Source organism: Leptospira terpstrae serovar Hualin str. LT 11-33 = ATCC 700639, assembly GCF_000332495.1.
Taxonomy (GTDB): domain Bacteria; phylum Spirochaetota; class Leptospiria; order Leptospirales; family Leptospiraceae; genus Leptospira_A; species Leptospira_A terpstrae.
Genome location: NZ_AOGW02000011.1, coordinates 45975 through 69988 on the forward strand (window position 1 = coordinate 45975; position 24014 = coordinate 69988).

Here is a 24014-nt window from a genome sequence, read left to right on the forward strand (position 1 = left end):
GTGTTACTCTTCCGAAATTTTAAAGACGACCCTTCGGTTTGTCCCACGACCTTCTTCGGTCAAATTGTCTGCAATGGGCACTTGAGGGCCATGACCTACGATCGCAATTCGTGATTCTTCTATTTTATGTTTAGACTTCAAATAATTAGCAACCGAATTTGCTCTTTCCAACGATAACTTTTGATTGGCAGATTTGGTCCCAACATTATCCGTATGTCCTTCAATTAGGATCTTCAAATTGGCCGATTTTCGGAGGATCCCTGCCAATCTGTCAAGTTCCGGTTCTGATTCTTTGGTGAGATCGGCAGAGCGAAAAGCGAAGAACAAATTGTTCATCACAATTTGGTTTCCTTTTTTTAACTTCGGTAGAACCAGTAGGACCGTTTTTTCTTTATCTTCCTTTTCCTTTCCCACCAAATTTAGGTTTTGTGAAACAGGAAGGTATCCTTCCTTCTCACCATAAAAACCATAATTTTCATCATAAGGAAGTATGATGCTAAACTCACCTGTCCCCGGATCACTCACAGTGGATCCGATGGATTTTTTTCTGTTTAAAGATTCATATTGCACAAAGGCCGAAAGCGGTTTTCCTTCTTCATCCACAACTTTACCTTTAATCACTACCACTGGTTCTGGTTGGAAGTGATGAGGAATGGCGGCCATATACAACTCCCCTTCTCGGGACATATAGGCCCAATTCCCAACAGCAGGAATACTAAAGAAATTTACACCTCTTAGATTAGGTGAAAGTTCTTGTGGTTCAGACCAAGATGTCCAAGAATCGTTTAACCTTCTTGAAATAAAGATGGAAATCCCTTCTTTTCTTCCAGACGATGAAAAGTATAATGTTTTGTCATCCGGTCCAAGAAATGGGGCCATCTCTTCTTCGCTAGTATTCAAAGTATTTCCTAAGTTGATTCCTTCTTCAAATACACCTGCATCATTTTGTAAACTGACATACAAATCTAACTTACCAAAATTTTTCTTTTGTTGAGCCGAGTATATTAGAGTCCGAGCACTGGATGCCAACGCAGATCCACCAAATACCTGTTGGTTGGGATTATCAGCCTTCCTATACCAATTATAAAAACTAGGGAAGTTGATGGGGGAAGGCATTGACCAACCAGATTCCGTTTTATGTGTTTTGTATAAGGGTGCGCGGTTTTGAATTTTTTCGGATCGCTCTTTATATTCAGTTTCTAATTTAGTAAGAACAAGATGAAACTCTTTTGGATTTTGTGCTTCCCTGGATGCAATTTGAGATTTGTACATCATCTCTCGTTTCAGGTTATCCAACATTTCTTCTTCCCCAAAATTACCGAAGACAAATAATTCATTCCCACCGGGGAGAGCAGAAATCACTGCAGAAGGAAAACGATTGTTAAGTGGTGTAGGAAGTTGTTCCCCTTGCATCCAAAAACCGTATTGGTCTCGTTTGGCGGCCCAAATTTTTTGCGTGGATCTACCACCTTCGCGAACCAGTGCCGTCCAAAATAAAACTTTGCCGTCTGGTGTACACTGCGGGTTAAAAGAAAATTGGCCTTGGGTTACATAGCGGGGTATTTTTTTTAATGTCCAATCGGGAGTTTTCCCCGATTCAAAAGGTTCCATCTCATAACGAACTGGGCTGCAAGTCTCCCCTTGGACATCGCATAACATGCGTATCTTTTTCCCTGCCAAATAGGCAAGCTCCTCTTGTAAAACACCGGTGCTGATACGGAAAACCTGTTTGTCAGTGCGGAGCAGATGGCCGGTATTCAGTAAGTCGCCCTCCAAAACCTGGATTCCATTTTTAACACTTTGCGAGCTAATGAGCCCGTTCCCAAAAAGGAGGAGAATGATGATGAGAATCCGTACCATACCATACGAAATGTCGGTTGAAACCTCCGATTCCCTTAGAAAATTGACTTATGATCCAAGCTAGCGGCATTACAGTCTCCTTCGGGAAAAAACCTCTTTTCGAAAACGTCTCCATTAAATTCAAACCGGAATGCCGTTACGGTCTGATCGGAGCCAATGGGTCCGGAAAATCGACCTTTATGAAGGTTTTAGCCGGAATTTTACAGCCTTCGGCCGGTTCTGTCGCCCTCGACAAGGATGTTAAGGTTGGTTATTTGAAACAGGACCACTACGAATACGAAAATGAGACGGTCCTTGGCACGGTGCTACGGGGAAATCCTGAACTTTGGAATGTCATGTCAGAACGTGATGCCATCTACGCCAAAGAGGACATGACCGATGAAGACGGAATGCGAATCTCAGAGATTGAGGAAATTTTCGCTGATATGGGTGGGTACGAGGCCGAATCTGTGGCAGGTGAGCTTCTAGAAGGTTTGGGGATCCCTACCACTGCCCATAACCGTCCTTTGAATTTTCTTACCGGTGGTTTCAAACTCAGGGTTCTTTTGGCCCAAGTTTTATTTTTAAAACCCGATGTCCTCCTTTTGGATGAACCAACGAACCACTTAGATATCAAAACCATCCATTGGTTGGAAGAACTTTTGATCAATTATGAAGGTGTGGTCATAGTGATCTCCCATGACCGTCACTTTATCAATTCCGTAGCCACACATATCGCCGATTTGGATTACAATACGATCCGCGTGTTCCCAGGAAACTATGACGACTTTATGATTGCGGCAGAACAATCGCGTGAGCAGTTAATGAGTGATAGTAAACGGGCAAAAGAAAAAATTGCCGACTTACAAGAGTTTGTTTCTCGATTTTCTGCAAACGCAAGTAAATCAAAACAAGCTACTTCTCGTCAAAAAATGATCGAAAAAATCAAAGGAGAAATGGTGGATGTAAAACCATCTTCTCGAGTAGCACCTTACATTCGTTTCAAGGCAAAACGTACACTTGGAAAAGATGTGTTTGAAGCTATAAACATTTCTAAATCTTACGATGGGAAACCAGTCATCAAAGAATTTAGTACCTCTGTCACCAAGGGAGAAAAGGTAGGGATTGTGGGAACAAACGGTGTTGGTAAAACCACTCTTCTTAAAATGTTATTAAAAAAATTAGAACCCGATTCGGGTCAGGTGAAATGGGGAGATTCGGTAGAGACTTCCTTCTTCCCACAAGACCACCGTGAGGCAATGGAACCAGATGCAGATACTCTAGTGGAATGGTTATTACGTAACTCACCGCAAGGGACAGAAGTTCAAGAAATTCGCGCCATTCTCGGTAGGATGCTTTTTTCTGGAGATATGGCGAATAAATCCACTACGGTTCTTTCCGGAGGGGAAAAATCGCGAATGATCATTGGTAAGATGATCCTTGCAGGGGACAATGTCATCGCACTGGATGAACCAACTAACCACTTGGATTTAGAAACCATTGAAGCTCTAAACTACGCCTTGTCTTTGTTTGATGGGACTGTCATATTAGTTTCCCATGATAGAGAGTTTATCTCATCTCTTTGTACAAGAATTATAGAAGTCACTCCCGAAGGAATCAAAGACTTCAAAGGAAATTACGAAGAATTTTTGGAAAGGGAAGGAAACGATTTCTACAAACGCCTTACAGGTGGTGCGATCATCACTACTTAAAAATGTTTTTGCAGGGAAAGGTTAATCGATTGGATTTCTTTCCCTGCCATTAACTCAGTCGTCAGACTAAATTCTCCCATACCAATTTGAAATCCCAAACTCCCATATCCAAACCCAGATCTATGATTATGCCTTGTTGCTAGACGAATCCCGATGGCACTGGGTACAGAGCCAAAGTCATCCGGATTTTCCATTCTGGAAATTGCGGCAAACCGACTAGCTTGAACTGCCGTATAACCATGATTATAAACAAAACCTAAACCAGGTATTATCGATAAAAATCCAATCGTATAGTTGTATTTTATATCTATGGAACCCGAAGTAATTCTCGATTGATAAAACAAATCATTTTGACCGATCCAACGACGTTTATCTCCATCAATCCTAAATTGAGTGGGTCTTCTGTCATAAGAACTTAAGTAGATATCTTGATTGGTTTGGAAAATACCCAGTCCAAAGGAAAAGCCAGAATCAACCGGAAAGTAACGAAGGACAGCTCCAAAATTATTTACTCGCCCGTTTACTTCTGTATTGCGAATCTTTACAAATGGAATATTGGCTTCCCCAAACTCGTAGGGGAAAAAATGGACAGTCAGATTCCATTGTTTGGCATTAGGACTATTGATCCATTCCCCCAAATTGGCCGTAAAACTAAAGGAAGGTGATGCCGCAACGCCTCGTTTCGGTAATGTTCTTAGTTCTGAATTTTCATAATAAAAATCTCGTGCTTTCGCTTGCCCTTGTGATACCGTATAACCAAGCCCTAGGCGATATCGATCCACCTTAGTTCCCCCTGATTGGTTAGAGTTCAAATTTTGTAAAACAGCGTTGTCCCCCATGGAATGAAGAAAACCATTTGTATAAATTTTATCAAAAACAGGTTTTGCAAAATTTCCTAATATTTGGTAGTCGGCTGGGATATTGGAACATTCTCCCCCCAAACATAAAACTTGCGCCTGCAGATTTGACCCTGCTGTTGGTATCAGCAATACGAGGAAAATAAAATGGAAAAAGAATCTCATGTTTGTGGCGGAATTTGTTAGATACGAAATCTAACTTATGTTAATTCTGTTTTTGTAGCCAATCTAAAAAAAGTTCCATTGCTTTTTTACGGTGGGATACGGTATTTTTTTCTGATTCTGGAATTTGGGAAAATCGTTTATCAAAAGGAGGATAAATAAAAATAGGATCATAACCAAATCCAAACTTTCCTTCTTCATCGTAGTCCTCGGCAATTAGACCGTCGACTCTACCTTCAAAAGATACCTCTTGGTTTTTATCCACATAACTCACAACACAACTATAGTAAGCTCTCCGATCCTTATTTGTACCCAACTTTTTCAAAAGGAAATTGGCACGTTCTTTATCACTGAGACCAGGACCACCAAAACGAGCGGAATACACTCCCGGTTCCCCACCAAGTGCTGGAACAGAAATTCCAGAATCATCCGCAAAAGAGGGAATCCCAGTTAGGCGATAAAGTTCTTTTGATTTAATAAAGGAATTTCCGGTAAAGGTAGTCTCTGTTTCTTCTGGTGAAAAAGAAATTCCTAAATCTTTAGGAAGGACTACCTCAAAACCGTAAGGAGCAAGTAACATCTGCATTTCCTTCCATTTGTGTGCACTACCGGAAGCAAATGCTAAAGTTCTCTTTGTCAGTGAGAATCTTCCTCGTCGAGTTGGAATCCTTCCATTGCTGCAGATAAATCAGGGAAAATTTCGAATACCTTGTCGAGCATTGTAATTTCAAACAATTGAATCAAATCTTCATCGACAACAATCACTTTAATATCACCATTCATAGGTTTTAACTTACGTTTGGTGGCTACAAAAATCCCAAGTGCAGTCGAACAAATATGATGAACTTTTGTTAGATCCAGAATGATTTTTTTAACAGAACTTTGCGTGAGTTTTGAAAGTTCTTTTTCAATCTCATCAGAATCAACCTTGAGGATGGCCCCAGAAAACTTAATAATCCTTATGTCATCCTTGACTTGAACATCCATTCGATTCAATCACCCCCGCTTAACAGTAACACGACGCAAGTCACTTTCCGAACACCAGCCTGTTTGTACAGTCTAGCGATTTCATTAACAGTGGCACCCGTCGTGAATATATCATCTACAATTAGAACATGAACTCCTTCCATGATTCTATCACTTTTTATGAATTGGAACGCCTTTTTTGCATGAAAAAACCGATTCTCAAACCCTTGCGCAGACTGTTTGTCCGCTGAAACCTTACGCAAACTAGTATCTTCCCTGATTTTCCAAAGTTTTTTCCATTTTTCGAGGAGGGCATACGATGCATGGTAAGGCCTGGGTCCCGATTTGGGAGAAGAAGGAACGAGTACGGCTAGGTTCGGTGGATCTTCTTTCAATAAATTTGTAAGAGTTCCTTGTCCCAAACAAAAGTACTTAGCCAAGGGCCGTTCATTTTCAAATTTCAAAGACTGAAAGAGAGTTTTTTCAAAACTACCTCGCCTTTGTAAAAAGAAGGCCTGGTCATAAAAGACAAATCGATCTGATTGAGGTTTGACCTGATTTGGAATTAATTTTTGTTTTTGCGGAAGGTAATGTAACTTTGTGCAAGGTTTGCAGACAGCCATTGTTTCTGAAAACAAATCAAAACCACCGCATAGAACACAAAATTTTGGAAAAAATATGGATACAAAAGAAACCCCTCTCATATAGAGGGGGGTTTCTATCCGCCTGCTTGCGGTTCTAATTTTTTTGGATTAGATTACTTAGCAGGTGTGGTTGCTGGTGTTTCTACCTTTGGTGCTTCTGCTGATTTTTGAATCGTAGAAGTTGGAGGAGTTAAATCTACAGAGAGTTTTACTTCTACTATGTCAGATTGGTTTCCAACATTATCTACTGCCATCGCTTTGATGACATGGTCACCTTGTGTTTCAATTGCAATTGCTTCTACGTATGGTTTGTATTCCTCTTCGTCAATTTTAACGAGGACTTTTTTGATACCTGATTCTTTATCAGAAGCATTTACGTAGAATACATTCCCTTTTCTTTGGAAGTTTTTTCCGTTAATTTCCACTAAAGGAAAAGAAGGAACGATTTCAATAGAAGGCTTCACATCATCAACAGTAATGATGATAGAAGATTCAGGAGAAGAATTTCCAGATTTATCAGTAGCTGAATATTTTACTACGTTTGCTCCACTATTTTCCAATTTGATTGGATCTGTGTAAGCTTTAGATGCCTCTTGGTTGATGCTGAACTTTACTTTGTCAACACCTGTTTGTTGGTCTTCTGCAACAATTGTGTATGTATTATTTTTGGAAGCGAAAGGAACTCCATCCAATACAAAAAACTGTTCTTGTGGAACAAGGCTCACATGAGGAGCAGTGTTATCAACGTGAAGAACAAGGATCTTAGGTGTTTCAGCGTTTCCTACTTTGTCAACAGAACGATAGTAAACTTCAGTAAGTCCTTCTTCGGAAATACGGATCGGTTGTGTATACTTTCTGTATTCTCCGTTTTTTGGTTTCCATTCAATAAAATCGATTGTGGAAGACTCGTCCTTTGCATCTAATGAAAAAGAAGTTTTGCTAGTAATGAAAAGAGCAGATGGATCGGAAGTAGCAGCTCCGGATTCTTTTTTGTCACCCAAAATGTCTTTTACGGTTGTCTCAGCTTTGTTAACACCGTCTTTGGCTTGAGTAGAGGTGGACTCTGTTTTTTTGACTGCCTGGTCTTTTGTGGAAGTAGTGGCTTTTGGTGCAGCAACTTGTGCTGTGATTTGGCCTGCGAAAGATATTGTCAGTATGGCCAAAAGGTATTTGTGCGCCTGCATTGTATAAGTCTCCTTGTTACAGATAAATCATATATATCCCCCCCGTAAGGAATTATTGTCAACATGAATGCACCAAGAATCTTAGGGAAACTTACACTTTTTCTTTTTTGGATAGGAATGGTTCCAATTCAGGCTGAGGCAGGGATTTGGCGGGAGATTTTACTCGAAAATTTTGAATTGTCCAACTACAATCGGGAAAACTTGCGCACTAAATTGGAAAAAGGTACAAAACTTCCAGAAATTAGCCTCTCTTCCAATTTCACTGCACCTATCCCAGGATCCAAACAAGCACTTGTCTTACGAATCCCCAAAGAAGCCAATTTCCCATTTTCTTTATACTTTCCTAAACCCATCGAAGTAAATGCCTTTATCAAAGAAATTGCCATTCCCATCTATTCATCACAATCCAATGGGAACCTAACACTGATCATAGAATCGCAAGATGCAGAAGTTAGACAATTGAATCTCACCTCACTCAATTATCGAGGTTGGAAATCAATTACGGTTTCGATTTCAAAAAATTTTGATCAAAATGATAGAGTTTTTCTTCAAAAAAGTTCCATACGCATTCTCGGATTCTTTTATTTACCCTATGAAAATAATGATCCAAACCAAGAGGTTCTCATTGCCATCGATGACATAACTGCCATAGTACGAGATAAATATAGGCCACTCCGTAATAAAGAAGTCCTATTAGAGGACTGAATTTTCGCCTCCCTACATCGATTCTTTGTGCAAAAAAACTCTTTTCTTCATAACCTCATGACCGAACCTGATCCTAAATGGAAATGGAACTGTCCCTAGAACAATACGAAACCCTGCTTAAGTTAGTGTATATGGGAGATTGGGTCATTTCCACCTTACAAGCCAAGGACAGATCAGAAGACGAACCTGACACAGATTCTCGATTTGCCGATGTGGTTCGCCATGTATTCTCACAGGCCGAACACGCAGGCCTTGGAAATATTGTTCAAATTGATCAGAACAATGGAGAACCTTATTTAACTAGGGAATTCGAAGAAGAAAGTGGTCTGGTTGATATCTTAGAAGACTACGAAGACGAAGTATTCTGGCAAGCTCTCATTGAAAGATTGGCTCACAGAGATTTCCTACGCCACTATGGTGAAACTGCAATTTCCCAAATGGCAATCGAAGAACGAATCGAAAAGGAAACTCCCTTCCATGATAAATGGGCGCAAGAGTTTCATGAGAACGGCCTCGAAAACTTAAAGATCTAACAAATTTTCAATTATATAACAATTACTAACTACCAAACAAAAATTAACTTTTGATTTCAAACTTACTTCGTAGGTAATTTGGATTTAGGCCAAAGTAATTTATCTTCTCTTTCTTTTTTCTTATTCATCGTTTCACTCAGTCTTGTTCGTAAAATAAATTCAATTTGGTCTTTGGAACCGGAGGATAACCTGTCGGCATCTGAAATATTTCCAAGATCTCTCAGCAATAACTGAATTGCCTCGTAAGGCTTTTCATTTAAGAAATCCCCATTCGCCTGTAAATTCGGGATGCGGTTCCAATTAGATATAGCTTCTGTAAGTAGTTTGGAATCCTTTCGCGACATTCCTGCTTCCCAAAGAATCCTACCTTTATCAAAATAACCGTCTTTAATTCTGTATCCCTTAGGTGTTTTTGAAATCAAAGTATCTATGATATCGATTCGTTTTTTAGAATACGCTTCCTCAACATCTTTGAGAGTGAATATTTTTTTATCTCGTAAAAGTTTTCGATATTTTTCATCGACTCGTCTCAAGGTTTCATATCGGAGAGTTTGTTTTTGTTCTGGTGTTGCCAATTTCAAAAACTCTTTTGATTGAAAGTATTGTTCTAGAGCTCTTGCTTGAATTTCATATATGTTTTCAATAGTAAAAAGGATTTCAGTGCCAGTATTCGTTCCCAAATTTTCAGATAAAGCTGCCATCATTTGCCTAAGAAAATCTTCTTTGTTAAGATTTTCTTGAAAGTAATCAATAGCAAAATAACTGGGATCCCCACTGAATGGATAAGCTAATCGTTGTAAGTTTTCATAATATAAATCACGAACAAAAAAACTTAAGTCTCCTTTGTCTGGATCATAACCCATAAACCGAGAAATAAATTCATCTAACTGTTTTTCTTTTTTCTGTTTGAGAGTTCGATCCAAGTATTTACTACGATCTTCTTTGGGCATGGAAAGAGGTGACTTTGGTTCCGCCTCTCCTTCTTTTGAGATCCGCATGGTGATGGGAGGAGAAGATTCATCCCCTTTTCGAAACTCTTCAATAATACGGTTTCGTTCTTTATGAACAAATAAATTGTCTTCGGCAGATTCAATGTCTACTCGGAATGGATCACGAATCCCTTTTACTGTTGGGAGTACATCTTTGATGATGATATCTTCATAATCACGATTTCGTTTGATATAAGAATCAGCTACCCCTGAATTTTCATTGATTTGGTCATATTCATTTTTAAATTGTTTACGTAAGGAAGAAGTACCTTCTAAATCTTTAACCAGATTTTCCCATTGGCTTCCTTTGTATTTACCTTTGGAAAATCCAGCTCCGTCGCCCTCATCTCCTTCTTCGCCATCACTGGGTTCATCGGTCGCTTCTGCATTGCCAGATTCACCACCTAACTTACCAAAGCTCATCTGAAAAGAAACTTCCTTCTCTTCCTCAGTTACATAAATCCAGGGAGGGCCACAAAGAGTTTTTTGATAAGGAGAGTCGGATTGGTTAAAGGAATATATAATTAATGTTATGTGGAGAACAACCGAAATATAAAAAGCAAAATAAAATCTACTTTCAAATAAAAAATTAAGAATTCCTTTTTGCATAAAATAAGAATACAATCCCAACAATTCCCATATACAAATAGGAAAGTAGATTTCCGTATAAACGATAAAAAGTCATTTCACCAGGAATTACCTGCACTTTTTTTCTAATCACTGCCGTAGTTTCGATAGGAGTAAAATCATTATCGATATTTCTTCCTAAATGGTCCGTAAACACAGAAGTACCCGAATTTGTAGACCGAACTATCCATTTACGAAACTCAATGGCACGTAGTCTTCCTAAAGTATGGTGTTGGTATGACTCAACGGAATTCCCATACCATTTATCATTGGTAACGTTGACAATAAAATCAGGATCACCTTGAAACTTTCTTACATATTCAGAAATGATTACTTCATAACAAATCAAAGGTAAAAAACTACCCAAAGTTTTTTCTTCCACTTTGTCTTTTGAATAGTATTCACGAACTCCCCCTGGCCCCATAACCATAGTATCTTCCCAATGTAAGTCTTTTGTTTGGGAAGTTGAATTCTTTCGCGGTTCATAATATGGAATCAGAGCAAGGCTTGTTCCCGGTGCAAATTGTCCAGTTTGGCCTGAGAGAGCATACATCCATTCAAATGGCATGTATTCTCCAAAAATTAGTAAAAATACCTTTTGGTAACTATTCCTTCTTTCTCCATTTGGATTCATAAGGACAGACGAATTGTACATCCGTACATCCCGTCTAGAAATGCGACCAGGCATTGCTGTTGGCACAACATCGGCATCTAACTCATTATAAAAAACATTTGTCCCATGGCGAAGGCTAAGGATGGCCATAAGTGATTCAAACTGGTGCCAATAGATACGACTATACCTTGTCACTTCTGTATCATGTGTTGTGAAAAAGGGGATCCCCGATTCTGGCAATACAACTAGATCGACGGGGTTTTGTTTTAGTGCTATTTCTGTCATCGTATCGATACGAGTCATCAAATTACGAATTTCTTCTGCGGGATTACGTCCATCTCGAAATTCCAAAGGAGCATTAGGTTGTACGATGAGAACTTCCCGTTCTGCAATAGGTTTTACTTGGGACCATTTCTGAAATAAATAGTAGCCGTTTGCAAAAAACAAAGCGGAAACAAATATAATACCTAATCCAGCAAAAACAATTTTTTTTTGAATGCCCTTATGTTTTGAGAGAAAAGAGGTAAACAATCGAAGAAAAGACCTTGGTTTTCTGAGATAAAAAAGATAATAAGAAACAAAAAACAAAAATGCGGACAGTCCGTACGCACTTGTATACTCTGCATTTTGTGCTAAAATTTGATTTTCCGCGACAACGTTGCCAAAATACCAAGGAAACACTTGGGGAGTAAAAAATTCAGCAAATAGAATGGAAACAGAAGCAATGACAGGAAAAAATCTTCCGACACGTTTTGCTAAAAAAGAAAACAGAAGAAGATACACTGGGAATTTGAAATTTAAAAGGATAGCAGAACCAATGAAAATAGGAACAGCTAAATACCAATCAAAACCACCGAATACAGTGGTCATATGGTAAACCCAATGGAAGGAAACAAAATAAAATAAAATGGAAAAACCAAACCCGTGATAGATCAGTTTTTTCCAATCACCTCGGTTTCTTTTTTCGATGATAAAAAGTCCGAATGGAGCTACCCAAACAAAAAAAGGCAAACTCAAAGGAGCAAAGGAAAGAAAGGAAAAAACAGCAGTAATCGTATAACAAAAAACGGATATGAACCCTTCGCGTGAAATTAAAAAACGTACTAGTTTCATACCCGTTAGACTACTAAAAAAAGATTACGATTTGTTGTAGTTATTGTTACCGTTTTGCACTTTTGTGAAAATCATTTTACCGGCAGCGGTTTGGATGATACTTGTGACAACAACACGTACATCTTTACCAACTAAGTGCCCGCCGTTTTCAATCACAACCATAGTCCCATCTTCTAAGTAACCGATTCCTTGGTTTTCATCCTTCCCTTCTTTAATGACGGAAATTTGAAATTCTTCACCAGGTAAAACTACAGGCTTTAGAGCATTGGCAAGGTTATTTAAGTTGAGAACTCGAACTCCTTGTAATTCAGCCACTTTGTTTAGGTTGAAGTCGTTTGTAACAACAGCTCCTCCCGTATCACGTGCTAATTTCACAAGTTTTGCATCGACTTCTCTAGTATCTGAATAATCAGTATAAGTGATTTTAACTTCGATGGAACCTTTTCTTTGGAGTTTGTTCAACATTTCCAAACCACGTCTTCCGCGAGCCCGTTTGATAGGATCAGAAGAATCGGAAATTAGTTGGATTTCTCGTAATACAAAGTTAGGTAGAATGAGGGGACCATCTAAAAAATGTGTATCAGCAATATCTAAAATACGACCATCTATCACAACGGATGTATCTAATATCTTATCGCGGATATGACTATTTGCATTTTCTAACCCTGGGATCTGAAAACTAGAACCTGTTCCGCCAGTTCCACCACCAAAAATGGCAAGACCGGGCTTTCTTGAAAACGCAACTCCAGTTTTGATTCCAGTAAGGAACAAAAGTACTGCTACAAAAATAGCAATAGATTTATAGCCATAATCATTTAGGAGACTCACAGGAAATGCTGCAATAGACAATCCGAGAAGTGCTCCAATGCTAGCACAAAGTACAACATCGGCTTTGATTTCAGGGAATAATTTTCTTTCACCTAACACGAGGAATAGGGAGTATACGAGAATGATTCCAGCAAGTGTCCCCGCCAAAACGAGGTTTTGCGATTCCGAATATAAGAAGAAAAACGATACCGAAGAGACGAGAATCGTCCCAAGGGCTGAAAGTAAGTGTTTCATAACTCAATCCTTGTAAAAGAGTTGAGCAAAAACGGAAGTTTATTCTAGATCTAGATCATCATCCAATTCTTTTGGAGGTGGTGGTGGAGCCATTCCCTGAACCGAAGCTGCTAACACGTCCGAGACGATGTTCCCTGCTTCTTCCTGGGGTACACCTTTACTAAGTGCAATTTCCATCTTTACTAAATTATAGGCGCTCTCATAGAGCTTTCTTTCCATAATGGAAAGTTCTTTGCCATAGGCACGTCTGTAAAGATTACGGCAAACATCAGCCACTTCGAAAATGGAACCAGATTTAATCTTGTTCATATTGTTCTGGTAACGGACCTTCCAGTCCTCTTCCGTGTCGACCTCATCCTTTTTTAGGAGAGTGAGAACTTTTTTGATCTCTTTTTTATCAATGATCGACCGGATACCCACATCAATTGCGCGATCCACAGGGATAGAGACCTTCATTTTGGAACCTTGAATTTCCAAACTGTAGCAGTCTTTTTTCTTTCCCAGAATCAGCTTTTTTGCAACTTCTGTGACTTCACCTACTCCATGGATGGGATATACAACATAATCCCCAACCTTGAATTTAGGCTCTTTAGTTTTTTCGTTTAGTTTTTTTGTAGCCAAGTAAGTATAATAACTTCCGTAAATACTCTTGCCCATACTATACCTGAAAATTGACGAATGTCAAGGAAGTTGGCAAAAATAGTTCAGAATCGAATGGTTTTTACCTGAGCGTCGGTAAGAGAAGGAAGTTTTGACTTCACAGCATCCAAAGTCTCTTTTGCGTCATCCAACCGATAGAAGTATCCTGCAAATAGTTTGCCAGTAGAGGTACGAAAGATCCTTCCTCGTAAGGAAGGATGGGTATCAATCAGTTGTTTACCCACAGCAATGGCTTCTTCCGGGGTGAAATCCCCAATTTGGACCATGTAATTGATTTGGTCATTTTTTGGAGGGAATTTTAAGGTTGCAGGAAACGGTGACCCAGAAGCTGAATCTGATCCTTCGGCTCGGCTCTCGCTTGGGTTGAGTCCTTCTTCGTTGGCTTCTGCTTGTTTGGGTGCAGGTATTTTTGTAGAACCTACATTGGAAAAAGAAGTTTCAGAGTTTTCTTTAAATTTAGTCTCTTTTTGTCCTAATTGGATTCCCACAACCATACCTGAAGTAAACAATAGAATTCCTCCGATAAGAAGGATAAATGCAGATTTTGGTTTCGGAGGACTAGAAAGATAAGAATGAGGTTGGGGAGAATAGGATGGAACCTCGCCTTCTAAGGGTCGGCCGGATCTAAGCTTTCTTGAATAATCGATATTTTGCATGGGCGTTCCGGGATCTCTATTACTCTAATTGTCGGACACCAAATCGAAAAAATAGAATGGTTTTTTATGAAATCAGAATGATTCTGATTCTTGGAGATCGTAGTTGATATCACTAATCAATTTATTAAAATGATATTATAAAATCGTGAACTGTCCTCTCTGTGAATCTGACTCTGCCCCTTTCCATAAGAACCGCATTCGTTCCTATTCTAGATGTTTAAATTGCCTTTCGGTATTTATGGACCAGGCGTTTTGGCCAAACGAGGAAACAGAAAAATTAAGGTATATAGAACATAACAATGATGTATATGATACTCGTTACCAAAGTTTTCTAAAACCAATTGTGGAAAAAGTTATCAGGCATCAAAAAGTGTCTGACAAAGGTTTGGATTATGGTGCAGGTCCGGGTCCCGTGGTTCAATATTTATTAGAACAGGAGGGTTTCAAAATCAAATTGTATGATCCCTTCTTTCAAAATTATCCAGAAAACCTAAAACAAACTTACGACTTTATCATTCTCACTGAAGTTGTAGAACATTTTCATTCACCGAAAAAGGAGTTTCAAAAATTAGCTAACTTACTTGAACCAGGTGGAAGTCTGTATATACTCACTTACCCATACAATGATTCTATCAATTTTGAAAGTTGGTATTATAAAAATGACCGTACCCATACCTTCTTTTATACAGCAGAAGCCTTTGAATGGATTTGCGAACATTATTCATTCCGAAAGCTAGACATTGAAGGCAGAATCATTCGGCTCCAAATATAAACTTACCGTGAATCATATGTCTCTATCTAATTACATAACAGAAAGTAAATCTTGTAATTTAGGATGGTCAGGTGACATTTTTTTAATCAATCCAATCAAAAAAGATGCCCTGTCCTTATCCCCATTCAACCGGCAAACATCCGCTAAATGGATCAAGTTTCGTATATTAGAAGGTTGTCGAAGACGTACCCTTTCCCCTAATTCTTGAGATTCTCCAAGAAATGATTGAGACTTATATAAAGAATACATTCTTTTATACAAAACTGAAGTGTGAAACATCCATACAGTGTCAGATGGATAATTTTCCAATGCAAGACTTGCATATTCCATAGCTTTCACTAAATCATCTTTTTTCTCATACAATTTAGCTATATACTTTAATTCGGAAATTGAAGTTTCCAAAGCAGACTCGTAGGACAATAACAAATCCAAAGCCTTATCGAAACGTTTCTCTCGAATATTTTCGCGAGCTTCTACAAAAAACTTACCTGGTTTTGGATATGCATCCAAATTATATTGCAATGATATCAAACTCAAATCATCCGAATACTTTCCTTTCCTACGGAGACAACCCAAAATAGATTGCATATCCCCACCTGCTTCTTCAATATTTTCTAATATTAAGTTTTGATCCTCATTAATATCACGAAATCTTCCATCCTCGGAAAGCACCAAATCGTCTTTTCCATCAGAACCACAAAAAATTTTATCTCCTTTTTTCATTTGAAAGACAGAGATAAAAGTATCTGACAAACCTTCCATTACACCTAACTTGTAATAGTGGATTTCATTTTCAATAAAGGAGGCCTTCCCATCACGATACAAAATTACCCAAGGATGCTCTAAATTTATAAAATACAAAGTTCCAGTAGACTCTTCCAATAGCCCAACTACAGCAGAAACTAACATTGCCCCATCGAAGGTTTCAAAAACCTTCTGTAAATCCAAATAACAATCGTGTAACCAACGTTCAGGAGAACGATTAGAGGAAACAGGATCCATCTTAGAACGAATGATGATAGAGTTATAGACTGCACCGAGTACGATGGCTCCCCCTGCTCCTTGGATGGATTTTCCCATCGCATCACCATTTATAAAAGCTTTGTAACGTTTTCCCTGCAAAATTAAGTTAAAAACGGATACATAATCTCCGCCTAACTGATATTCTTTGTTTCTGAAGTTAAATTTTTTGTATTGGTTGACCACTGTTTCAATTGCCACAGCGCTCCCACCGGTTTCATGTCCAAGTAATGGTTCAAGTAGAAGTGAAGTTAAAAAATAATCACCATCTTGTTGTGACTTTAAGGTTTGAATTTCATCTACAGTTTTCGTAATTTCTTCGTTCTTTTTAATGATTCGTTTGTGATTTAAAAAGGAATGAAATCTATACCCTTCAATGATGAATCCACTAAAAATACCAAGGATATAACTGATCACTAAATTCTGCATGGAATAGGATGCAGCAGCAGTGGCGAGATTTGGTTTATAAATCATTACCGAAACAAGAAAGATAACAAGCGAAATGGGATAATAAATAAATAAAGTTTTTCTCGGCAGCGGTAAAAATGGGAGAATCATTACCAACATTTGGAACCCTGAAACATAAGCCGCATCGTCTGCAATCCGACCGGTATAATAGGCGGCAGTGAAAAGCAAATAAGCATATACCAAATAGGCCCAAGTCAGACCTTCCCAGGAAGAATGTATCTTTTTTGAGTGGTTATAAAGAATAAAGACAATATAAAAAAAACAAAGTAAGCTAAATCCAATCCGGAAATAAAATAATTCTGGGAATTCAGGGTGAAGTTTGGCATCAGTATCAAATGCGAAACCTAACATACCAAAGACGCCAATGATACTTCCTGGGATTTGGATAATCCTTGTGTGCCTATCTAATTCCTGTATATAATCCTGATTATAAATTTCCCTCTCAGGGACCAGATCTAGAAATTTTGATAGAATCGTTTTAAAGTAATAATACACGATTCTTCATTAGACGAAAAAGCCCGCACGAGGGCGGGCTTCTTTAAAACGGTTTTGTCTATTTTTTCTAGAAGAAAGGTTTTGCTGGAAACTCAAGTGTCGGAGCAATTCGAGAAATAATATCTCCGAAAGAGAAAGCAAAAAGGAGTGCTAGAAAAGCAAAGGCAGATAAGAAAATAACACGGTTCAACATATTATCATACTTTAAATGCATGAAGTAAGCTAAAACGAAGAAGGCTTTACAAGTTGCAACTGCCATGGCTACAATCATGTTCCACTTTCCTAAATCGTATTGTGCAACCCAAACAGTAACAAACGTTCCGAAGAAAAGAGCCAATAGAACATACACGTATGTTTTAATGGATATTACATGGTGGTCAGGTTCTTCTTCCTCTTCTCCATCTTCTACCCACATGGAAGCAGAAGCATGGTCTTCTTTGTGATCTTCATCACCTAAAACAAATTTTAATAATTTGCTGTCTTTGTTTTCTTCTGTAAATTTTGCAAACCGATCAGTTTGAAAGAACTGACCGAACCAGTTTACGATAAATCCTAAAATGGTAGCAGTTGCAATCCCTGGAGCAAAAATTCCAAATCCAAGAATTGGAGTGAAAACTGCAACAAGAGCAATGAAGTAAAGTCCGTAATTGATTACGTATTCCATTCTATAATACCTTTTATCCTACCAAATAAAGAAGTGGGAAGAGGTAAATCCATACCAAGTCCACTACGTGCCAGAAAAGACCTACACCTTCTACTGGAGTGTAGTATTCAGGTCCTACCTTTCTTCTTAGAGTTTTAACGAAAACCCAGAAGATAAGGAAGGCACCAGCTACCACGTGCACCCCGTGAAGACCAGTCATAACAAAGTAAAAACCATAGAACATTTCCCATCTTGGTTGAGAAATCACTGCTTTTAAACGAGAGACTTCTTCTGCACTTACATGGTTCTTTTCTAACTCTGCTGGATTTTTCAAAAGAGCAGAAATCTTAGATTCACACTCTAATCGTTTTCCACCAGCTGCACAAGAAGGATCTACTAGAGAAAACTTTCCTGGAACTGTTCCTACATGAAACTTGTGGCTGTATTCAAAGTATTTGATAACCATGAAGGCACCAGCACAAGCGATCGTAAGAGCAAGCATAATGGCTGCTATTTTATGCAAACCACGTTGCACATAGTTTATAGCAGCTGCCATTGTAAAGGAACTGATGAGAAGGACAACAGTGTTTACTGCACCCATTTTCCAATCCAAAGTTTCGGAACCGTTTTTAAAAACGGTTGGGTAAAGAGAATGGTAGATGAGGTAACCTACGAATAGGCCACCGAACATCAAGATTTCAGTGCAAAGAAATATCCAGATCCCTTGTTTGGAAGAGGCATATTGGTGTTCTGCACTCTTAAAATGGTGTTGGTGTTGAAATTCACTTGAAGAACTAACGGAAGTCATATGGCCCTGCAGTTACTGTTGGAGTATTAATAAAGTTTTCGTGTGGAGGAGGAGAAGAAGTTTGCCATTCGAGTGTTTTTGCACCCCAAGGGTTGTCAGAAGCTTTTTCCCCTTTAAAAATTCCATGAATGATAGTGATAAGACCTACCAAAAATCCAAGTCCAATGAGCCAAGAACCCACGGTAGAAATTTGGTTTAGGTTGGTATATTCTGGAAGGTAGTCAAAGTAACGTCTAGGCATTCCCATCGCACCAAGAACGAATTGTGGGAAGAAAGTTACATTAAATCCAGTGAAGATAAGAACCCAAGAGATCCTTCCCCCAAGATCAGAAGTCATTCTTCCAAACATTTTTGGGAACCAGTAAAAAATACCACCCATAAGAGCCATAAGAGTTCCTCCCACCATAACATAGTGAAAGTGTGCTACTACGAAGTAAGTGTCATGGAAGTGAACATCCATACCAGTAGAGGCAAGGAATACACCGGTCAAACCACCAATGGTAAATAAGAACATAAAACCAAGAGCGAAGAGCATAGGCGCTTCGAAGGTAACTGTTCCGCGATACATAGTAGAAATCCAGTTGAAGAGTTTGATGGCAGTTGGAACCCCAACAAACATTGTGATGATGGAGAATATGATACCTGCAAGTGTTGACTGACCGGATACAAACATATGGTGTCCCCAAACAAGGAAGGATACTGCCGCAATCGCTACGGAAGAGTAAGCAATCGCACGATAACCAAAAATTGTTTTTTTGGAGAAAGCAGTGATGAGTTCAGAAATCACACCCATCGCAGGAAGGATCATAATGTATACTGCCGGGTGAGAGTAGAACCAGAAGAAGTGTTGGAAAAGAACTGGATCTCCACCTAAGTCTGGATCAAAGATTCCCACACCCAAAGTTTTCTCAGCACCAATCAGTAGAAGAGTGATGGCAAGAATCGGAGTCGCTAAAATTTGAATGATGGAAGTGGAATACAAAGCCCAAATCATGAGTGGGATTCGGTCCATAGTCATTCCTGGTGCACGAAGTTTATGAGTGGTTACAATGAAGTTTAATCCCGTAAGGATGGAAGAAAAACCCATAGTAAAGGCACCCAAAACAAGCAAAATCACACCATTCGAAGTCTTTGCTGTAGAGTAGGGAGTATAGAATGTCCAACCTGTATCGACTTGGTTAAAGATCATAGAAGAAGCAGCAATAGCAGCTCCTGCTATGAAAATGTAGTAAGAAGCTAGGTTTAGTCTTGGGAAAGCAACGTCTTTCGCACCCAATTGGATAGGCAGGACAAAGTTTCCTAGAAACGCAGGAATTCCCGGAATGATTACCATGAATACCATAATGGCACCATGGAAAGTCATAAACTTATTGTAAGTATCTGGTTGCAAAAGTGGTTCTGCACCAAATTTTGCTAAGTGCAAACGAATCCCCAGAGCAAAGAAACCACCAATTAAAAAAAGCGTGGAAACTGTTGCAAAGTACATAAGACCAATGCGTTTGTGGTCCAGAGTGGTCATCCAAGACCAGATTCCGGATCCGTGGTTCAGATAATTATGGTCAGTGGAATGACCATGTTCGGTTTTTGTATGTGCTGAACTCATCTCTCTTCCTTATTTAATGGATTTGATATATTCTATTAGATTGGCAACGTCTTCATCAGACAATTGGCCTTGGAACACCGGCATTGCTGGTGGATATCCTTCTACGATCTTTGCGGAAGAAACAAGGATAGACTCACGTAAGTAGTTTTCATCTGCTTTGGTTTGGCTTCCGTCAGCAAACTTTCTACCAGAACCAAACAGTCCTTTCATGGTAGGTCCTACAATTCTAGATCCATCGATCGAGTGACAAGATGCACAAGCTTTTTGAGCAAAGAGTGTCTTTCCAAGATCAGCAGGACTATCTGCACCTTTTTTCTCAGCATGGTACCAAGCGGCATATTCCTCAGAAGGAATTGCTTTGATTTTAATCATCATACCAGAGTGTTTGGTTCCACAGTATTCCGTACAGAAAACAATATATTCACCAGGTTGTTTTGGTTCGAACCAAAGTTGAGTGAGTTTTCCAGGAACCGCATCTTGTTTGGTTCGGAAAGCAGGAACATAGAAACTATGAATGACATCTTTAGAAGTTAAAACGAGTTTTGTTGCTTTTCCTGCAGGAACAATCATTGGATCGTTTGCAGAGCTATAGAACTCTTTACCATTCGCATAACGGTAAGTCCATGCCCACTGTTCCCCAGTAACATGAATTTCAGCCGCAATGTCTTCAGGTGGAGTTCTGAGTTTTTCAAAAATGACCATACCCCAGTAGAAAATCCCCATCATAATGATGAGAGGAATGAACGACCAGAGAAATTCTGCAAAATTATTGTGAGTAATGTATGCGGATTTCTGGTCTAAACTTGTACGTTTGAACTTGATGAGGAACCATGTCATTCCACCAATCAAGATGACAAACGAAACAAGGCTTGCTATGATCAGAAACGCATAGAGAAGATCGACTTCTTTTGCGATTTCAGTTGCCTGGATAGGCATGAACGAGGTCGCTGGAATGAGACTGCTCCAAGACATCTATGTGACTCCTTGACGGTTGTTATTTGTTATTTTTCGCCAGTTTATGTATAAAAACGCACCGAGAAGGAGTAAGGTGACCGCCCCCCCGAATTGCATCATCCTGTATGCGTATATCGTATATTTATTTTTTCTCGGATCAAATTGAAAGCAAAATAAAGCAAACTTGTCTACAAAACTCCCAATCTTACCAGAAGATGCCTCGAGAAAGGCAAATTTTAAATCTCTTGGTTCGATTTGAATCCCTTGAAAGATTCTAGAAACCTTTCCCTCAGGAGTCAGAACATATACCCCACTCGCGTGGATGTATTGTTTTGCTTCCGAATCCCAAGCATACCGAAAGTCCAATTGTTTGGTAAGTGCATCAATGGATTCCTGTGTACCAGTCAGGAGATGGAGGCCTTGGTCGGCTCCGTCTCTGCCATATTCTTTCAAATAAGCGCCTTTTTTGGGAAAGGAAATGGATTCGTTTTCTTTCGGGTCAATGGATACAGCAATGTATTGGTATTCTTTGCCGAGAGACCAATCAAGGGCCTTAAGTCCTTGGAACACACCATTTAAATGGAAGTTACAAAGTGTGGGGCATTTGAAATAAACAGGAGAAAGAAGGATTGGTTTTCCTTTCGTAAGAAAATCGGAGAAACGAACAGTTTTTCCTGATTCATCGCGGAAGGGAATGTCCAAGCTAAGAGACTTCCCCGTGACATCGGAAAATCCGATATTCTCTAGTTCTTTCGGGAGTTTGTTTTCCCGCGTGAGATTGGAATGAGGATCATACGCATATAAGACCCCAGACCAAAACAAGAAACCAAGTAAAAAGGAAAATCTAATGTTCACGAAGGTTTGGCAGTTACCCTATTTGGATTGAACGCTTTTCGATTCCATTCCAGGGTTATCCGGAGTTCCCGGATGTACAAAGGAAATATAAGCGAAAAAAAGAATGTTGAGTACGAGTGTGACAAGGAAAGTCCAGTAGCCACCCTTATTGTAAAGGTCTGTGTTTTGCATAATTTTACCTGATATAGTCTATACGAAAAACTCCTCTTTTTATCCAACAATTTTTAAAAGATGCAAGATTAATTTTATTTTCCCCAAACTCTGATCACAAAACCTGGAGGAAACAGATAGACGTATGACACTCAAACGTTTTTACACCATCCTTTCCGCAATGATCCTAATCAATCTTCTCTACGGACCACTCGTAAGAGCAACAGATTCTGGTTTGGCATGTCCTGATTGGCCTTTATGTCATGGGAAGTTTGTGCCAGAATTTACATTCCAAATTTTTATGGAAGTAGGACATAGATACTATTCTGGAGTTTTAGGAATCCTTGTTGGAATCGGTTTTCTATGGATTCTTAGAAATCGAGAGACCCGTGAAAGATTGGGGATCGCAGCGACCCTATCACTCATTTTCCTCATATCCCAAGTAATCCTCGGAGGATTGACTGTTACCAAACTCCTTCACCCAACAACAGTTAACCTACACTTACTCAATGCAGTATTGTTATTATCTTCTTGTCTTACGGTTCGACTACTTATCTCCGAAGATAACTCTTCCATGTTTCAGTGGAAAAGACCCGGCAAATATTTTTTTGTTTTTACACTCGTAGTCGTATTGTACCAACTTTTCCTTGGAGGAAAGGTGAGCTCTCATTATGCAGGACTTGCTTGCCCCGACTTCCCTACTTGTTATGGAGAATGGTTTCCGAAGATGGAAGGAACCATTCGTTTCCAAATGGAACATAGGTTGTTTGGTTATTTGGTAACCTTCTCTGTTCTTTCGCTTTCCGCTTACGGGATTCTCTATTTAAAAGATCAAAATGTCAAAAAATCCCTTAAAATTGCAGCTTATTTGGTTTCGTTCCAAATTCTTTTGGGTGCAATGAATGTATTATACCAACTTCCAAAACTGATTACCGGATTACATACGCTAAACGGTGTTACTGTGTTTATGTTTTGTTATATTGCTGCTTTTTACCATTTTAGGTCTCAAGGAAAAGAGGTTTTATAATGTTCCGATTATGGAACCAACTCACAAAACCTAGGGTAACTGTACTTGTCCTTGCCACAGTCCTTCCGGGAATGTATCTAGGAACCTCAGGATATCCCTCTCTCTGGGAAGTATTTATAACTCTTTTCGGTACTTATTTAATGAGTTCTGCCTCCTTTATTCTCAATCAGTACATTGAAAGAGAAAGAGATGCTGTGATGTACAGGACAAAACAAAGACCGATTCCCTCTGGAGAAATTTCACCTGCCTTTGCTCTTTCACTGGGAGTGTTGGTTGCCATTATTGCATTTGGAATTTTAACCTATTACATCAACCTACTAACGGCCGTTTGTGCTTTATCTGCCTTACTTGCTTATGTGTTTTTATACACTATTTGGTTAAAACCAAGAACAGAACAAAACATTGTGATCGGTGGGATTTCTGGATGTATTGGTCCACTCATCGGATATGCAGCAATGGCAAATTCCCTTCCTATCCCTGCTTGGGTTTTGTTTTTAATGATTTTTCTTTGGACACCTGCACATTTCTGGGCCTTGGCAATTTTCTTAAAAGATGATTATGCTTTTGCTGGAATTCCCATGATGCCTGTGGTTTCAGGAATTCAAAAAACAGTAAATCAAATCTTTTTATATGCTATTGCTTACTCTGCTTCTGTTATCGGGTTTTACTTTGCTGATAGCAGAATGGGTATGTTGTTTCTTGTTTCTGCAATCTTTCTTACAATTTTGATTTTAGTTTTTGCATACAAACTCAAACTTTCCCAAGACAAAATACTCGCAAAACGGTTTTTCTTCTTTAGCATCTTCCATTTATTCTTGGTCAGTTTGGTTATCGTCATCGATTCCAAAATCTAGGTTTTTTGATTGATTTGGGCAGGAATTCCTGTTTTTCTTCTGC

General features: G+C 39.0%; 23 protein-coding genes. 6 read left to right on the forward strand and 17 right to left on the reverse strand.

Annotated elements, in window-relative coordinates; all coding sequences use genetic code 11:
- Nucleotides 1-3: 3 nt before the first annotated feature.
- Nucleotides 4-1860 carry an OmpA family protein gene (locus tag LEP1GSC203_RS13425; RefSeq protein WP_002974600.1) on the reverse strand — a complete coding sequence of 619 codons (1857 nt, stop codon included), beginning with the start codon at nt 1858-1860 and terminating at the stop codon, nt 4-6.
- Nucleotides 1861-1910: 50 nt separating this feature from the next.
- On the opposite strand from LEP1GSC203_RS13425, the gene LEP1GSC203_RS13430 reads away from it, so the two are divergent.
- Nucleotides 1911-3551 (forward strand): ATP-binding cassette domain-containing protein, encoded by a 1641-nt coding sequence (locus LEP1GSC203_RS13430; RefSeq protein WP_002974759.1) that lies wholly within the window; start codon nt 1911-1913, stop codon nt 3549-3551.
- Here the strand turns inward: LEP1GSC203_RS13430 and LEP1GSC203_RS13435 are convergent.
- The 5 genes from LEP1GSC203_RS13435 to ompL47 are packed head-to-tail and all read right to left on the reverse strand — an operon-like array spanning nt 3548 to nt 7364.
- A complete protein-coding gene (locus tag LEP1GSC203_RS13435; protein ID WP_039938026.1) occupies nt 3548-4573 on the reverse strand; it encodes an Lsa36 family surface (lipo)protein in 1026 nt (341 codons plus the stop codon). The genes LEP1GSC203_RS13430 and LEP1GSC203_RS13435 overlap by 4 nt on opposite strands.
- Before the next feature lie 40 nt (nt 4574-4613).
- Entirely contained in the window at nt 4614-5210 is a 597-nt protein-coding gene (gene rdgB, locus LEP1GSC203_RS13440; RefSeq protein ID WP_039938027.1) for an RdgB/HAM1 family non-canonical purine NTP pyrophosphatase, read from the reverse strand.
- A complete protein-coding gene (locus LEP1GSC203_RS13445) occupies nt 5207-5557 on the reverse strand; it encodes an STAS domain-containing protein (RefSeq protein WP_002974559.1) in 351 nt (116 codons plus the stop codon). The genes rdgB and LEP1GSC203_RS13445 overlap by 4 nt, the downstream gene beginning before the upstream one ends.
- A gap of 5 nt (nt 5558-5562) precedes the next feature.
- On the reverse strand, nt 5563-6240 hold the full coding sequence (locus LEP1GSC203_RS13450; protein WP_002974758.1) for a ComF family protein: 678 nt from the start codon (nt 6238-6240) through the stop codon (nt 5563-5565).
- A gap of 53 nt (nt 6241-6293) precedes the next feature.
- Nucleotides 6294-7364, reverse strand: coding sequence for a multi-beta-barrel domain surface protein OmpL47 (gene ompL47 / locus LEP1GSC203_RS13455; protein WP_002974684.1), 1071 nt, complete (start codon nt 7362-7364; stop codon nt 6294-6296).
- 63 nt (nt 7365-7427) lie between these two features.
- Here ompL47 and LEP1GSC203_RS13460 point away from each other — a divergent pair, with 63 nt between their 5' ends.
- The gene (locus LEP1GSC203_RS13460; RefSeq protein WP_002974591.1) at nt 7428-8069 is read left to right on the forward strand and encodes a flagellar filament outer layer protein FlaA; all 642 of its coding nucleotides are present in this window, start codon (nt 7428-7430) and stop codon (nt 8067-8069) included.
- Nucleotides 8070-8152: 83 nt separating this feature from the next.
- Nucleotides 8153-8602: a hypothetical protein gene (locus LEP1GSC203_RS13465; RefSeq protein WP_232225895.1), complete on the forward strand. Its 450-nt coding sequence runs from the start codon at nt 8153-8155 to the stop codon at nt 8600-8602.
- Nucleotides 8603-8664: 62 nt separating this feature from the next.
- On the opposite strand, the gene LEP1GSC203_RS13470 is transcribed toward LEP1GSC203_RS13465, so the two are convergent.
- From LEP1GSC203_RS13470 to LEP1GSC203_RS13490, 5 genes are all read right to left on the reverse strand, one after another.
- Nucleotides 8665-10200: a hypothetical protein gene (locus tag LEP1GSC203_RS13470; protein ID WP_002974612.1), complete on the reverse strand. Its 1536-nt coding sequence runs from the start codon at nt 10198-10200 to the stop codon at nt 8665-8667.
- A complete protein-coding gene (locus LEP1GSC203_RS13475) occupies nt 10181-11944 on the reverse strand; it encodes an apolipoprotein N-acyltransferase (protein ID WP_002974742.1) in 1764 nt (587 codons plus the stop codon). Before LEP1GSC203_RS13475 ends, LEP1GSC203_RS13470 begins: the two co-directional genes overlap by 20 nt.
- Nucleotides 11945-11968: 24 nt before the next feature.
- Entirely contained in the window at nt 11969-13006 is a 1038-nt protein-coding gene (locus LEP1GSC203_RS13480; protein ID WP_002974574.1) for a PIN/TRAM domain-containing protein, read from the reverse strand.
- 39 nt (nt 13007-13045) lie between these two features.
- Nucleotides 13046-13627: a CarD family transcriptional regulator gene (locus LEP1GSC203_RS13485; RefSeq protein WP_039938068.1), complete on the reverse strand. Its 582-nt coding sequence runs from the start codon at nt 13625-13627 to the stop codon at nt 13046-13048.
- Nucleotides 13628-13710: 83 nt separating this feature from the next.
- Entirely contained in the window at nt 13711-14322 is a 612-nt protein-coding gene (locus LEP1GSC203_RS13490) for a hypothetical protein (RefSeq protein ID WP_002974583.1), read from the reverse strand.
- A gap of 238 nt (nt 14323-14560) precedes the next feature.
- On the opposite strand from LEP1GSC203_RS13490, the gene LEP1GSC203_RS13495 reads away from it, so the two are divergent.
- The gene (locus LEP1GSC203_RS13495) at nt 14561-15094 is read left to right on the forward strand and encodes a class I SAM-dependent methyltransferase (protein ID WP_002974699.1); all 534 of its coding nucleotides are present in this window, start codon (nt 14561-14563) and stop codon (nt 15092-15094) included.
- 30 nt (nt 15095-15124) lie between these two features.
- On the opposite strand, the gene LEP1GSC203_RS13500 is transcribed toward LEP1GSC203_RS13495, so the two are convergent.
- The 6 genes from LEP1GSC203_RS13500 to LEP1GSC203_RS13525 form a co-directional block, all read right to left on the reverse strand.
- Nucleotides 15125-17077 carry a SpoIIE family protein phosphatase gene (locus tag LEP1GSC203_RS13500; protein ID WP_039938030.1) on the reverse strand — a complete coding sequence of 651 codons (1953 nt, stop codon included), beginning with the start codon at nt 17075-17077 and terminating at the stop codon, nt 15125-15127.
- Nucleotides 17078-17144: 67 nt separating this feature from the next.
- Nucleotides 17145-17741: a cytochrome C oxidase subunit IV family protein gene (locus LEP1GSC203_RS13505; RefSeq protein WP_002974744.1), complete on the reverse strand. Its 597-nt coding sequence runs from the start codon at nt 17739-17741 to the stop codon at nt 17145-17147.
- 13 nt (nt 17742-17754) lie between these two features.
- Nucleotides 17755-18528: a cytochrome c oxidase subunit 3 family protein gene (locus LEP1GSC203_RS13510; RefSeq protein ID WP_002974686.1), complete on the reverse strand. Its 774-nt coding sequence runs from the start codon at nt 18526-18528 to the stop codon at nt 17755-17757.
- Complete coding sequence (locus LEP1GSC203_RS13515; protein ID WP_002974599.1) at nt 18515-20131, reverse strand: cytochrome c oxidase subunit I; 1617 nt, start codon at nt 20129-20131, stop codon at nt 18515-18517. The genes LEP1GSC203_RS13510 and LEP1GSC203_RS13515 overlap by 14 nt, the downstream gene beginning before the upstream one ends.
- Before the next feature lie 9 nt (nt 20132-20140).
- Nucleotides 20141-21103 (reverse strand): cytochrome c oxidase subunit II, encoded by a 963-nt coding sequence (coxB, locus tag LEP1GSC203_RS13520; RefSeq protein ID WP_002974737.1) that lies wholly within the window; start codon nt 21101-21103, stop codon nt 20141-20143.
- Nucleotides 21104-21940: an SCO family protein gene (locus LEP1GSC203_RS13525; protein WP_002974645.1), complete on the reverse strand. Its 837-nt coding sequence runs from the start codon at nt 21938-21940 to the stop codon at nt 21104-21106.
- 295 nt (nt 21941-22235) lie between these two features.
- On the opposite strand from LEP1GSC203_RS13525, the gene LEP1GSC203_RS13530 reads away from it, so the two are divergent.
- A complete protein-coding gene (locus tag LEP1GSC203_RS13530; RefSeq protein WP_002974643.1) occupies nt 22236-23117 on the forward strand; it encodes a COX15/CtaA family protein in 882 nt (293 codons plus the stop codon).
- Nucleotides 23117-23971, forward strand: coding sequence for a heme o synthase (locus LEP1GSC203_RS13535; RefSeq protein ID WP_002974689.1), 855 nt, complete (start codon nt 23117-23119; stop codon nt 23969-23971). The genes LEP1GSC203_RS13530 and LEP1GSC203_RS13535 overlap by 1 nt, the downstream gene beginning before the upstream one ends.
- The last annotated feature ends 43 nt before the right edge of the window (nt 23972-24014 follow it).

Coding starts and splice junctions, on each gene's coding strand:
- LEP1GSC203_RS13515 (WP_002974599.1), bottom strand. CDS start 20,131: ATGAGTTCAGCACATACAAAAACCGAACATGGTCATTCCACTGACCAT.
- LEP1GSC203_RS13530 (WP_002974643.1), top strand. CDS start 22,236: ATGACACTCAAACGTTTTTACACCATCCTTTCCGCAATGATCCTAATC.
- LEP1GSC203_RS13425 (WP_002974600.1), bottom strand. CDS start 1,860: ATGGTACGGATTCTCATCATCATTCTCCTCCTTTTTGGGAACGGGCTC.
- LEP1GSC203_RS13450 (WP_002974758.1), bottom strand. CDS start 6,240: ATGAGAGGGGTTTCTTTTGTATCCATATTTTTTCCAAAATTTTGTGTT.
- LEP1GSC203_RS13490 (WP_002974583.1), bottom strand. CDS start 14,322: ATGCAAAATATCGATTATTCAAGAAAGCTTAGATCCGGCCGACCCTTA.
- LEP1GSC203_RS13470 (WP_002974612.1), bottom strand. CDS start 10,200: ATGCAAAAAGGAATTCTTAATTTTTTATTTGAAAGTAGATTTTATTTT.
- LEP1GSC203_RS13505 (WP_002974744.1), bottom strand. CDS start 17,741: ATGGAATACGTAATCAATTACGGACTTTACTTCATTGCTCTTGTTGCA.
- LEP1GSC203_RS13475 (WP_002974742.1), bottom strand. CDS start 11,944: ATGAAACTAGTACGTTTTTTAATTTCACGCGAAGGGTTCATATCCGTT.
- LEP1GSC203_RS13430 (WP_002974759.1), top strand. CDS start 1,911: ATGATCCAAGCTAGCGGCATTACAGTCTCCTTCGGGAAAAAACCTCTT.
- LEP1GSC203_RS13435 (WP_039938026.1), bottom strand. CDS start 4,573: ATGAGATTCTTTTTCCATTTTATTTTCCTCGTATTGCTGATACCAACA.
- LEP1GSC203_RS13465 (WP_232225895.1), top strand. CDS start 8,153: ATGGAACTGTCCCTAGAACAATACGAAACCCTGCTTAAGTTAGTGTAT.
- LEP1GSC203_RS13445 (WP_002974559.1), bottom strand. CDS start 5,557: ATGGATGTTCAAGTCAAGGATGACATAAGGATTATTAAGTTTTCTGGG.
- LEP1GSC203_RS13480 (WP_002974574.1), bottom strand. CDS start 13,006: ATGAAACACTTACTTTCAGCCCTTGGGACGATTCTCGTCTCTTCGGTA.
- LEP1GSC203_RS13535 (WP_002974689.1), top strand. CDS start 23,117: ATGTTCCGATTATGGAACCAACTCACAAAACCTAGGGTAACTGTACTT.
- LEP1GSC203_RS13495 (WP_002974699.1), top strand. CDS start 14,561: ATGGACCAGGCGTTTTGGCCAAACGAGGAAACAGAAAAATTAAGGTAT.
- LEP1GSC203_RS13460 (WP_002974591.1), top strand. CDS start 7,428: ATGAATGCACCAAGAATCTTAGGGAAACTTACACTTTTTCTTTTTTGG.
- coxB (WP_002974737.1), bottom strand. CDS start 21,103: ATGTCTTGGAGCAGTCTCATTCCAGCGACCTCGTTCATGCCTATCCAG.
- ompL47 (WP_002974684.1), bottom strand. CDS start 7,364: ATGCAGGCGCACAAATACCTTTTGGCCATACTGACAATATCTTTCGCA.
- LEP1GSC203_RS13510 (WP_002974686.1), bottom strand. CDS start 18,528: ATGACTTCCGTTAGTTCTTCAAGTGAATTTCAACACCAACACCATTTT.